The following is a 12,755-nucleotide window of genomic DNA, read 5'->3' on the forward strand; positions in this document are numbered from 1 at the left end:
TAATATATGTTTTTCTGTAAAATACTAGTTATAGTGAACATTCACATTACTATTCAGGGGGAACAATCGTGAAAAAGGGCATCATCGTACTAGTAATCTTATACATCGTCCTAACTGTACAAACAATCACTTCGCTTTTTGGAAAGGAACATTATAACGACGCTGTAAACAAGCTAAAAGAAACAAAAGAAGTAACCTCTTTTCAAACAGCGAAAGACGGTGTAATCCTATTAAAAGGGAACATAACGGCCGAACAACCAGTAAAAGATGAAACATTGGTAAATAAAGAATTTGCCTTACTCGAAAAAAAGTCATATCGAAGAAAAAAAGCAAGTTGGAAAACTACAGATACAGAAAAACATATTCCTGCGCACCTTTCTGTAAATGGTGAGTCACTACCTACTCTAAACGAAAAAGAAGTTCGGTTGGCAATCGAGCCAATTCCACTTTCTTCAAAAGACGTTACGACGACTGAGGAATACACATTAAAAAAAGACGATACACAATTAACGATACGTAGTAAAGGTTATCGCTATCACGGGATCGAAAATAACACAGAAGCTTTCATTTTTGGTGTTAAAAAAGGAAACAAACTAGAAGGGTATAGTGGTTCTGAAATTATAGTAGGAAAAACAAAAGAAGAAATCACAAAAAATATGAAAATGAAAACACTCGCTGAAAAATATGCACCATTTGCTTGGCTCATTTTTACAATTATCCTTGTAAGTTATGGTGTACACCGTTTTCGGAAAAAGAAAAAAGTAGCGTAATATAACAGAGAACCTAAAGGGCTTCCCCTTTAGGTTCTCTATTTTAGAATAACCATAAAAAGTAATCTCATACGATAGTTATATATTCTGTAGCACTATTAGACTAACGGCGAATTCCATTGATAATTAGGAGGAGGAATTTTATGATTGCTGGAACTGATGTAGAAGCTATGCCTGCATTTTTTTGGAGAATATATTATAGTGTTTTATTCATCTTTTTAGTCACGGGTATTTTAAATTGTTATCAATTTAAAGAAGATAAACTCAAAACGAAATTGAATATCTTGAATTTAATCTTTATTGTTTCAATTCCAGTTGTTTCTTTACTTAATTCAATTAATCGAACAGGTAACGAATATGACCATTTTATGTATTCTTTAAACCAGTTTGATATATGGGCTATATATGCAATGATAAGGTATTTGTATATAGCTATTCATTTTTTTACAGTCTTTACGAGCTTGCATTTTCAAAAGAATCTGTATAAAAAAAGCCTAAAGGTTAAACCTTTAGGCCTTCTCTCGTTTATTCCGTTTCCGTAAACTTTCCATATTGACGCTTATGCATCCAAGTTAATGTACCAATTGTTCCAAGTGATAACAGAACAATAAAGATCATTAAAATACCTGTGTTTTGCCACATAAAGCCGAAGTCTCCGCTTGAAACAACTGCTTTAAGTCCTGATACAGAATATGTCATCGGGAACCATGCGTTAAACATTTGCAGCCCTTTCGGAATTAACTCAAGTGGGAATGTACCAGCACTTGTTGTTAACTGTAAAATCAATGTCAAGATCGCAATAAAACGTCCTGCATCGCCGAAAGTCGTTACTAAAAATTGAACTAACGCGATAAATGATAAGCTTGTAATAATACTAAACAATATGAAATACGGAACACTTTGTACATGAACACCTAACCAAGAGGACAGTAATACTGCGTCTGCCACAAGTGCTTGAATTACACCAACTGCAAATAGCACACCAAACTTACTTATAAACCAGCTAAATCCTGATTTCGGTATACCAACTGTTTCGCGTAACGGGAACACGATAGATAATAACAGTGCCCCAACGAATAAACCAAGAGATAAGAAGTACGGTGTAAAGCCTGTTCCGTAGTTTGGAACTTCCGCCATTTTCTCAGTTTTCACATTCACTGGACTTGCGAACATGTCATATTTTTTCTCGTCACCTTTTGTTTCACTTGTTTTCTCAGCACCTTCGCCAAGTTTTGTTGCTAGTTCTTTTGAGCCGTCGTTTGCTTTGCCGAGGCCGTCTGTGATTTGACCTGAACCATCTTGTAAACGAACTAAACCGCTTCGGAATTCTCCTTTTGGATCTACGTATTGGCCTAGGCCGCCTGTGATTTGTCCTGAACCTGCATATAATGCATTTACCCCACTTGCTAATGGGCCCGCACTACCTGCTAAAGTGTTTAAACCGCCTGTGATTTGTCCTGAGCCTGCATATAATGCATTTACTCCGTTTGCTAATGGGCCCGCACTACCTGCTAAGGTATTTAAACCACCCGTTATTTTTCCGGAGCCTGCATATAATGCATTTACTCCGTTTGCTAGTGGGCCGGCATTGCTTGCTAATTCATTTAAACCGCCTGTTATTTTTCCGGAGCCTGCATATAATGCATTTACTCCGCTTGTTAGTTGACCAGATTGACTTGCTAATTCATTTAAACCGCCTGTTACTAGGCTTGATCCAGCTGCCAATTTGTTTAAACCAATTTGGAATTTTTCTTTTGAGTCTACTAATTGACCTAGTCCGCCTGTTACTAGGCTTGATCCAGCTGCCAATCGACTTACACCATCTATTGATCCTTTTGACAACTGATCTATTCCGTCATTTAACTTACCAGTTCCTGTTGCAAGCTCTTTTGCTCCAGCTTCAATTTTTCCAGCGCCGTTTTCTCCAACTAGCCCTTGTACGCCTTGTGCAACCCCAGCTGTTTCTTGTGAAACTTTTTGACTATTGGCCATTGCCTCTTGGATAGCAGGCTGTAACTGTTTTCTATACTCTTCTGGTAAAGCTTTAATCTTTTCATTTAAATCCCCTAAATTATCTGAGACATTCTTAGCATCGCCTGCTGTGTTATTCGCAAAACCTTTCAATTTATCTGCTTGCTTCTTCCATTCGGATACCCCTTGTGAAAGTCCAGAAGCTCCTGAGCTTATACCTTGCGCACCTTTTTGAGCTTCTTTTAATCCAGATTGATATTCGCCCTGTGGATCATTGAACTGATTTAATCCATTTGTAATTTCTTGTGAGCCACCCAATAACTGCCCTAAGTTTGATTGTAATTCTCCTTGTGGATTAATTAACTCTTTTAAACCACCTGTTATTTGTTTCGAACCATCTAATAACTGTTTCACTCCATCTGGCATTACACTTACTTTACTATTTAGCTCACCTAAACCATTTGTAATTTGTTGTGAACCACCTAATAACTGATTCACCCCATCTGGCATGCCGCTTACTTTACTATTTAATTCACCTAAGCCATTTGTGATTTGCTGTGAACCACCTAATAACTGATTCACTCCACCTGGCATGCCACTTACTTTACTATTTAACTCGCCTAAGCCCGCTGTGATTTTTTGTGAGCCACCTAATAACTGATTCACTCCACCTGGCATTACACTTACTTTACTATTTAACTCGCCTAAACCATTCGTAATTTGGTTAGAACCAGTTGCTAACTTATCCAATCCACCATTGGATTTCCCAGAAAACTCTCCTAAGCCATCTGTGATTCGCTGTGAGCCGTCTTTCAATTCACCAGTACCATCACGAAGCTTACCAGCACCCTCACTACCATCCGCAAAGCCTTTCGACACATCTTTTAATGAATTAAACATTGTCTCAGCATATGTTTTTGTTACTGTAGCTGATACTTCGCTTTTAATTTTTTCAATGGCTGATCCACCGATTTGTGAGGATAAGAAGTTTAAGCTTTCGTTTGGAATGTATTCTAGGTTTGATTTTTTAGGGTTTGCATCGAGCAGTGTTGTTGTATTTTTCGAGAAGTTACTTGGGATGCGGACCGTCATGTAGTATTTCCGATCGTCCATTCCTTGTTTAGCTGTTTTCTCGCTGACAAACTCCCATTTGAAGCCTTTTTTATCTTTCAACTTATCGACAAGTTCTTTACCGGCTTCAATCGATTTCCCGTTATACAATGCTCCTTCATCAAGGTTTACAACTGCAACTGGTAAATCGTCTAATCTTTCATATGGATCCCAAAATGCACCTAAGAACATACCAGCATACAATACTGGAATAAATAAGACTGCAATTATTGGAATTAAGATTTTTTTGCTTTTTATAATCGTAGCAAACTCTTCTCCAAGCAGTTTCAATCCTCGCATTGTTTATCCCTCCCTTTGAATTATTGACCATTTCTCTCATTCGGTCATTTTTTGTAAAAAAAAGAAGAAAATAACGACTAAATTATCCCCTCGTATGTGTTTCTTTTTTCTTATCCTTCCCCCTTAGTTAACTTATGACCGAATCATTCATTTGGTCATTTTTTATAATAATAAGAGGATTATCTCATTTTGACAATCCCTTTAATAAATATAATTCAAAAAGTTCAGCAATATGCTCCTTTTCTAACGGTTCATGATTTTTTTCCCAGTCAAAAATAAGTGATATATATAAACGAACCATAATAAATGCTGTAATTTCTGGGTCACATGCCGTAACTTCGCCTTTTGCAATGGCTGTTTCAAGATGCGATTTAATAAATGTAATAATTGCTGAATCCAATTGTTGCATAACATCTTGCACTTCTTTTGTTCCCATATCTCGTTCTTCTTGAATGAGCTTAATCATAAGTTGATGTTCTTTTCGAAATTCTAAAATGCTGCATAATGCACGGTGTACGTTTTCAAAAAATGATATGTTTGGATCAATTGTTGTTTCTGCGGCTTGTTTCATTTCTGTAATTAAATTAGAGATAATTTCACCAAATAGTTCTTCTTTATTTTTGAAAAACGTATAAATTGTTCCTTTTCCAACATTGGCAAGCTTTGCAACTTGATCCATCGTTGTTGCTTTATACCCAAATGCAGAAAAAGATTTTGTTGCTGCTTCAATAATTGCTCGCTTTCGATCTATTGCCACGTTTTCACCTCCTAAAATTGACCGTTTGAACACAATGGTCATATAGTACGTTTTTGATATTACCATAACTTCCCAACGTTTTCAAGTTTTATTTTCTATTACATTGTAACAAAAAAGGAACAATGAAGGAAAAAACAAGAGAAATCATACATTTAAATATTGAAATTATTAATGCCTTATATATAATAATTATTATAACATTGCACTTTGAAAGGAAGACAAAATGAAAAAAATTATCCCTACACTATGTATAGCTGGAATGACTTTAACTATTTTAGGCGCATTCCCTCAAAATAGCTATGCACATATTGATCAAATTGACTTAAATGAGAATGATCCCATAGCTGAAAAATGGTCTGCAGAAGCTCCGTATCATACTGATAAAAGTACACATTTATGGATCGCAAGACAAGCCATTGAAATTATGAAAACAGAATCGAATGTTGAAACTAATAAGCAAGCTGTGGACTTCTTAAATTTCCCGCAATATAAAGATTTATTTTCGAAAGGATTATATGATGCTGATTATAATTCTGAATTTAACGATGGTGGGTTAGGAATCGGCGGTATTTTCAAAGGTGGATGGAAATCACACTTTTACGATCCTGATACACACAAAAATTATCGAGGCGAAACAGACCCAACAGCTCTGACACAAGGAAAGAAATACTTTTATGAATCTGGTGAGTATTTCAAAAATAAAGACTATGAAAAAGCTTTCTATTATTTAGGAGTAGCGACGCACTACTTTACAGATGCTACCCAACCTATGCATGCAGCGAATTTCACTGCAATTGATACAAGAGCTATAAAATATCATAGCTACTTCGAAAACTATGTCACAACCATTCAAGATCAATTTGCAGTTCATTCTGGTGGAAATTATAACACTTCTCTAACGACACCTGAAGAATGGATTGATTATGCAGCTAAGGTAGCTAAACCTGAAATCCAAAATATTGCAAACGATAAAACATTTGAGTATTACAATAGTAGTAAAGCGCAATTGTGGCAAGAGATAGTAACTCCGGCCGTGCAGCGAAGCTTAGGAGAAGCACAGCGTAATACAGCAGGTTTCTTAAATTTCTGGTTTAAAACTTTTGCGAAAAACGAGAGTGCTCCAAGTATAGAAACTGCATTAATCTATGATATTGAAGGAAATGTCTTAGAGGCAGGGAAAAATTATTATATCGTACCAAGTGAATCTCCTAATCAAGGTCTAACATTTGAATGGTATTTAGCAAATCGTTACGATTATGTGTTACTTGCGAATAAAAACAACAATACATTATCTGGTACACCTATCGAATTTGTATTTTACAAAGATAATGATGCAAAATTGCACCATGGTGAGAGCGTATATCTTCGCATGAAGCACTCCAATTATGACCAATATCAATATTTAAATTGGTCCAATTATTCTAGTTGGGTTCATCTTGCGCAAAAATCTGATAGTTTAGCTGACTTTAAAATTCAAATTAACCCGAATAACCCTGCAGAATATAATATTTTTACAGATGGTTATCCATTAAATTATGAAAATATAGATGCAGCGAAAAGTTGGATCGTACTAGGTGGCAAAACGCAGAAGCCTAGTTCGTGGAAGTTTGTACCTGTTAGATAATAACTCTGTAACTGATAAACTTTAATACTATGAAAAAGAGAAGGCCAACGCCTTCTCTTTTTTACTATAGTCTATTTGTAATTTGCATAAATGTTTTACTATGTGTTTTATGTCGTTTTGTTCGCGGGATTCCATGTCGATCAACCTGATGTTTTGAAATACACCCAAAACGAAATTTTTCTTTCTATATTAATGAGAATTTAGTTTATTTTTTTGTAGAATCATAGAAAGGGATAACGTATTTTTTGCTTTATGATAGTGCAAAACCATGGTTCCTTTTATATATTTATATAATCAGCGTTATTGGAAGTTCTTACTCATTGAGTAAATGTTCCAGTGTTTTTACAATTTCTTTTTCTAATTGTTCAATAGTTCCATTATAAAATGTTCCTACACCACTATTTTTGAAATACCCTTTATAATAGTACCAGAGATGGATCGTACAGACCTCCCATGTTTTTGGTCCATCATAATCAAATCCAATTTCTGATCTATATTCATCATCTAAACATTCATTAGAAGTAATGGATTCTAAGTAGTCACCATCTATATCTCTTGTAATCCACAATCTTAAGTTTTCTTTTCCATTTTTTTAAAAAGCTTCTTTATACACTTCTTGATATTTATTACAATTTTTTTCGCTAATCTTTTCCAATTACATAATCTTTTGTTTTAGGTCTTCATTTATTTCACTCTTTGGTATTTCTATGTATTGGTTAAATTTTTCTGTAATCTCACCATTTCTCTTTTTCTTCCAAAACCATTTAAACAGAATATTCTCCTCCTCTCATATCATCTTATTTCATTATAGATTTCATAAAATCTTATCTCAAAAGCGGTGAATATCATATTCATGTGGGATTGACATAACGAAACATTACCAGTAGTGACCAAATTCCAGAAGTCCATTCATAACAAGAGCTTACCTGCCTTCTGTTCCCTCCGCCGTATGCAGGATTTCATACATACCTGTCACAACAGCATTTGACAGTTCAAACTGTTCTCGCAAATTGCATGAAATCCTGCATATCTTTAGCGTATAAAAAATTAAGTTTTGCTTCCTAAAACTGTCTTAGCGTATATTTTCGTTAAAATGTGGGTGGTACGCCGAATAAGAAATACTTCCCTTTTTTTCGACACTGGGTTGTGAACAAAATTTTGCATCATCCATATGAATGCAAATAACGCTGCAATTACACATAAAACCGCTAATTGTGATTTTGAAAGAAAGTTGTACTGTTTAAAACAAAGTTTAATTGCATAAAAAAATAATGTTTTCTAAGAGGAAAACGTTTACATTGTAAGCGCTTTCTATTATAATGATAATGGGTTGGATGGCACGTGTGGCTATCAAGGTATCTAGCGTAGGTGGGGCTGATACTATAGGTAAAGTGAAATTTCTGTTTTGACAAGCTAGTTATCAATATTGATTATATCAAATATACAAAAAAAGAATTCTTTTAGATCATTTAAAGGGATTCTTTTCTTTATTTAAATTATAAAATTTATTAAGTACATTATCTTCCTCTTCATTACCAGGCAATCCCTCATCGCCATCGAGAAGAACAAATACAATCCCAGCTTAGAATCGGCCCTAAAATTATGTGAGTTTTTTATTTGCAAAGTAGAAGATTTATTTCAATTAGAAAAGACTGGGGAGGAACAAAAGTGAAAAATAAACCTATTGAACGAGTAGCAACTTATATGACGCTTTTGTTATTAGGTTCGGTATTTTTTTATTTCGATGACGGTCTTGAAACAAGCCTTTTGTATGCTTTAGCGTTAATAATTTTCTCAATAGTATTCGAACTTTTTAAAAAGCTATTTTTTAAGAAAAAGAATACAGAATCGGAAGAATATCCATTACCAGAGATGGATGAACGAATTGAAAAGTTGAGTTTGAAATTGTATGCTCAAATTTTTGGACTGTCTCACTTAATTGGTGCCGTGATACTATTTGCTTTATTTATAACCAATAAAAATATGATGATTCGAGTAGAATATGTTTTGTATTACGTGATAGCGGTTCTTTTCTTCACAATGATATTCGGTTTGAGGATTGTAAAGAGATTTGACCAGTAATTAAGCTAAAGAACTGAGAAAATATAAAAAAGATGGTTCCGGTCAATACCGAAACCATCTTTTAAGTTCTAAAGTCTTACATTAAACTGTCCATTTCATACAGGTACAGTTTTTCTTATTACGAAGCTTTCTTCAAATCAATTTGCGCAAGCACTGGATCATGATCGCTCATGCGGCCATTTTCGTCCATAATATTTGAGTTTAAATGAACTGGATCAACGATTGTGTGCGGTGCGATGTTATTCGTTACGAAAATATGATCTAATGCTTGTGCGTTTCCATCATGAATATATGTGTAACGATTTTCTTGTGGAACTGTTTCAAGCATTTCTTTCATAATGTCGCCTTTTAATGCTTGCATTGGTTTTGAGAATTCAAAGTCGTTCATATCACCTACTACTACAACTGGTGCGTTTGCATGTCGTCCTTGAATGCCTTTTACGAAGCCATTTACTTCCTTCGCAAGCTCTACGCGTCTTGTTTCACTTTTTAATACAAGCGGCTGGATTTTTCCAAACGGCGATGCATCTCCTAATTTAGAGTTTAAGTGATTGGAAATTACAACGATATTTTGCCCTTGGAACGTAAACTCAGCAGCTAACGGTTTACGTGTGTCGTCAAATAATGTATTGTTTTCTCCAATTCGAACAACGTTTTTCTCAAGTAAAACTGGTTTTTGTGCTAATTTCACGCGAGATGGATTATAGAAGAAACCAACGCGAATATTCGCTCCTGGTGCACCGCCATCTTTATTATTTTCTGGCGCTACTTCTACATACTCATACTTTGGTCCGCGAATTGCTTGAATTGCATCAATTAAACGCTGTGCACTAAGTTTTGCGTCTGTTGTGCCATCATTCATTGTCCCATTGTTATCTTGCATCTCTTGTACACCAATAATATCTGGCATTTTTAAATTGTATTTAATAGCGTAAGCAAGACGTCTTACTTTCTCATCAGACGTTTCTTTTTTATTTGCTGAGAAGTTCTCAATGTTATATGTTGCAACTGTTAGTTTATCAAGACGCGGTTGAATATTTGCGCCAAGTTGTTTAAATCCACCGTCTTGCAGCGCTGGAAGCTCTCCAATTGGTGAAATGCGATAGTTTCCATAATCATAACCAACAATACCTGTTATATCTCCAAGGAGCTGATCCCCTGCTTTTGCGACATAATTACGTGCTACTTTAATAGAAAGACGCTCTGGATTTGCATTGTCAGCTTGCAGTAGCGGCGTTCCGAATTTTGTCGTTACTTTTTGACTACCATTTGCAGTCGTAACATATAAGTTACCATTCTTTTGTGGTCCAATAACTTTTGGCTGCGGTACTGTTACGAGCATGCCTTCTAAACTTTCATAAAAGTCAATCGCATCTTCTGCTGGATCGAAAATGCCAAATCCATCATTATCAATAATTGCATCTGGTATTTTCACACCATTTTCTCCTAATACAACTGATTTAGGTAATGGTTGATTACTCTCTTTCACGATAACGAGTTTTGCTTTAATTTCTGTAATCGATAAGTCTGTATCAAAACGGTCTGCATATCCTTGTCCGATAAACTCTTCCACTTGTCCATCGACAGAAACAGAGTCGCCTACTTTCACGCCGCTGTCTTTTTTATAAACATAGATCCCTTCTGATGTAGCTGGATCTTCATCAGGCTGCGGATCTTGTATATAAAATCCAGATTTATCTACTTGTGTCACAATACCAGTAACAGCTTTCACGTCTTTCCCCTTGTAAGGAGAAATATGAGATTTCCCTTGAATATCGTGAATACGAACTGGTTCATTTTTTATCATTGTAAACGAGAATGTCGTAATAGCGGAATTTTCAAGTCCATCTTTCACGGCAACCGCTTTAATCACACTATTTTCATTCAGTATAATTTGTTCATTATAGCGAATACTTTGCGGTGTTGGGTTTGACCCATCTAATGTGTAATAGATCGTAGCGCCTTCTGTTACAGTTGATAATGTTACTGCTGTTCCTTTTTCGACTTCGCCCCCATTTGGACTAGCAATGACATCGCTTACTTTTTGCATTTCTTTATCTTGAAACACATAATTTGTAACAGACTTTAGTCCTGGGCTGCTAAAATAACTATCTAGCGTGCCAGTTAGACGCACTTTTTTCCCCATATTTTCTGGATGATCTTTTACATTCACTGCTTTACGAAGTTCACCAATCGGTAGCTGAACTGGCATAATTTTATCAGCGTTCACCTCATCTGGAGAAGCGGCAATTGCAACGTTCGAATCTCCAAACTTTGCTGGGTCCTTCGTATATTTGCCTGGATTTTGTGTATATCCAACAATATACCCCTCTACAACTGCTGGTTTTTTACCTTGCTGCTGAAACAACTGAATCGCTTCATCAACGGTTAACACTTGTTGCTGTTCGGCCTTTGCTGAAACGCCCGATACTAGTACAACAAATAGAAATGAAAAAAAGATAACTGCTAGCTTTTTCAAAGAAATCCTCCCCCTAAATGTTTTTCCTATTGCCTAGCATGTCTATCATAGCAAAGTTCCTTATAAAGAACATTATATTTAAATAAATTTACAAAAAATTAATTTCTAGCCACGCGACCATTTATATGTTGAACATTGTCGAAGGGACTATATTTCTTGTCGAAGCGCTGTTATATCGAAAAAGCACCGATAAAAAAAGAGGCTAACCAAAAATGTTATTTTGGTCAGCCTCTTCTCTTATTACGATTCTTTTTAATTCGATTGTTCTAAATAAGACAATACATATTTTACCGCGGCTTCACCTTGATCGATACAATCTGGTAATCCAGCACCGCCATAAGAGCTTCCTGCTAAGTAAATACCAGGTAATTCTTCGTTCATGAACTGTTTTAACGTTTTCATGCGCTCTTTATGACCGACTGTATATTGCGGCATCGCTTCTTTCCAGCGGCTCACAACTGTAAATTCTGGCTCAGCTGATATATCCATTGTCTTTTGCAGATCTTCTAATACGACGCGAACCATTTCTTCGTCTGTTTGTTCCACAATTGCTTCATCGCCGGGACGCCCAACGTAGCAGCGCAGGAGTACGTTTCCTTCTGGCGTTGTATGCGGCCATTTTTTATGTGTCCACGTACATGCTGTAATTGTAAAATCGCTATTGCGTGACACAAGAAATCCCGTGCCTTCGATATCGCGCTGAATCGCTTCTTTTGGGAATGCCAATGCAACATTCGCCACTGATGTAGATGGAATGCTACGGAAGAAGTGGAACTGTTTATATTGAGAGAACATCGATGGCAAGCATTTATGAGATGCGGCCATTACAACTGCATCTGCTTCTATTTCTTTTCCATTGCTAAGCGTAATGCTATAGCGGTCATCGATCTTTGTAATCTTTTCAACACGTGTTCCTTTCATCACTGTTCCATCTTCTAGTCGCTCTTCAATCCTATCAACAATAGATTGTAAACCTGTTTTTAACGTTAAAAAGATTCCTTTTGTTTTTGCCTTTGCATCTTTTGGCTGTTTCGGCGCTAATGTCCGCATACCAAGTGAAATGCTGCGGTACTTTTGTTCAACTTGGTAGAACTGCGGGAACGTCGCCATTAAACTCATTTGATCAATATCACCGGCATAAATTCCTGATAACAATGGCTCAATTAAATTTTCAACCACTTCATTTCCTAAGCGGCGACGGAAAAATTGACCAAGCGATTGATCTGATACCGGTTTCGAACGAGGCAGTACAAAATCAAATCCTGCACGGATCTTTCCGATTGGAGAAAACAATCCTGAAAATACAAATGGTGTAATCTGCGTTGGAATTCCCATCATTGAACCGCTTGGAATGCTGTGCAATCGATTATTCACAAGTACAAACGATTTTCCTGTCGCATTGTTAACAAGTTGATCACCAAGTTGTAATTCACGAGCTAACCTCGCTGCACTCTCTTTTCTTTCTAAAAACGAATCCGGGCCACGTTCAATTGTAAATCCATCTTTTCTAACAGTTTTAATTTTGCCGCCAAGCCTTCCTGATGCTTCAATCAGCATCGTATCAATCGGCAAATTTTGTTCTCGAATTTCTTTTTGCAAGTAATATGCTGTTGTTAAGCCGGAAATACCGCCGCCTATAATGACTACCTTCTTTTTCACGAC

At 36.1% G+C, this 12,755-nt stretch carries 9 protein-coding genes and 1 pseudogene; 5 read left to right on the forward strand and 5 right to left on the reverse strand.

Going from position 1 to position 12,755, the window contains the following annotated elements; genetic code table 11:
- Window positions 1-68 precede the first annotated feature (68 nt).
- Together BR72_RS22690 and BR72_RS22695 are read left to right on the forward strand one after the other, a co-directional pair.
- Complete coding sequence (locus BR72_RS22690) at window positions 69-770, forward strand: hypothetical protein (RefSeq protein ID WP_035437427.1); 702 nt, start codon at window positions 69-71, stop codon at window positions 768-770.
- Between the two features lie 143 nt (window positions 771-913).
- Window positions 914-1,312 carry a hypothetical protein gene (locus tag BR72_RS22695; RefSeq protein WP_035437430.1) on the forward strand — a complete coding sequence of 133 codons (399 nt, stop codon included), beginning with the start codon at window positions 914-916 and terminating at the stop codon, window positions 1,310-1,312.
- On the opposite strand, the gene BR72_RS22700 is transcribed toward BR72_RS22695, so the two are convergent.
- Together BR72_RS22700 and BR72_RS22705 are read right to left on the reverse strand one after the other, a co-directional pair.
- Entirely contained in the window at window positions 1,296-4,151 is a 2,856-nt protein-coding gene (locus BR72_RS22700; RefSeq protein ID WP_035437433.1) for a YhgE/Pip domain-containing protein, read from the reverse strand. The genes BR72_RS22695 and BR72_RS22700 overlap by 17 nt on opposite strands.
- 184 nt (window positions 4,152-4,335) lie before the next feature.
- The gene (locus BR72_RS22705) at window positions 4,336-4,908 is read right to left on the reverse strand and encodes a TetR/AcrR family transcriptional regulator (protein WP_035437436.1); all 573 of its coding nucleotides are present in this window, start codon (window positions 4,906-4,908) and stop codon (window positions 4,336-4,338) included.
- A gap of 223 nt (window positions 4,909-5,131) precedes the next feature.
- Here BR72_RS22705 and BR72_RS22710 point away from each other — a divergent pair, with 223 nt between their 5' ends.
- Complete coding sequence (locus BR72_RS22710) at window positions 5,132-6,532, forward strand: zinc dependent phospholipase C family protein (RefSeq protein ID WP_035437439.1); 1,401 nt, start codon at window positions 5,132-5,134, stop codon at window positions 6,530-6,532.
- Window positions 6,533-6,845: 313 nt separating this feature from the next.
- Here the strand turns inward: BR72_RS22710 and BR72_RS27245 are convergent, their stop codons facing one another.
- Complete coding sequence (locus tag BR72_RS27245) at window positions 6,846-7,100, reverse strand: hypothetical protein (RefSeq protein WP_231559754.1); 255 nt, start codon at window positions 7,098-7,100, stop codon at window positions 6,846-6,848.
- 963 nt (window positions 7,101-8,063) lie between these two features.
- Between BR72_RS27245 and BR72_RS26565 the strand changes: the two are divergent.
- Window positions 8,064-8,204: pseudogene (locus BR72_RS26565) on the forward strand (helix-turn-helix transcriptional regulator); the annotation flags it as partial.
- Entirely contained in the window at window positions 8,201-8,614 is a 414-nt protein-coding gene (locus BR72_RS22720) for a hypothetical protein (protein ID WP_035437443.1), read from the forward strand. The pseudogene BR72_RS26565 and the gene BR72_RS22720, both read left to right, overlap by 4 nt.
- 118 nt (window positions 8,615-8,732) lie before the next feature.
- Here BR72_RS22720 and BR72_RS22725 read toward each other — a convergent pair whose 3' ends face one another.
- Complete coding sequence (locus tag BR72_RS22725) at window positions 8,733-11,099, reverse strand: DUF6359 domain-containing protein (RefSeq protein WP_035437446.1); 2,367 nt, start codon at window positions 11,097-11,099, stop codon at window positions 8,733-8,735.
- A gap of 246 nt (window positions 11,100-11,345) precedes the next feature.
- Entirely contained in the window at window positions 11,346-12,752 is a 1,407-nt protein-coding gene (hemY, locus tag BR72_RS22730; protein ID WP_035437449.1) for a protoporphyrinogen oxidase, read from the reverse strand.
- Window positions 12,753-12,755 lie beyond the last annotated feature (3 nt).

It is taken from the genome of Bacillus sp. UNC322MFChir4.1 (assembly GCF_000746135.1).
GTDB lineage: Bacteria > Bacillota > Bacilli > Bacillales > Bacillaceae_G > Bacillus_A.

What these genes read in the sequence shown, in the direction of transcription:
- BR72_RS22695 (WP_035437430.1), top strand. Translation starts at nt 914, where the DNA reads ATGATTGCTGGAACTGATGTAGAAGCTATGCCTGCATTTTTTTGGAGA.
- BR72_RS22700 (WP_035437433.1), bottom strand. Translation starts at nt 4,151, where the DNA reads ATGCGAGGATTGAAACTGCTTGGAGAAGAGTTTGCTACGATTATAAAA.
- BR72_RS22710 (WP_035437439.1), top strand. Translation starts at nt 5,132, where the DNA reads ATGAAAAAAATTATCCCTACACTATGTATAGCTGGAATGACTTTAACT.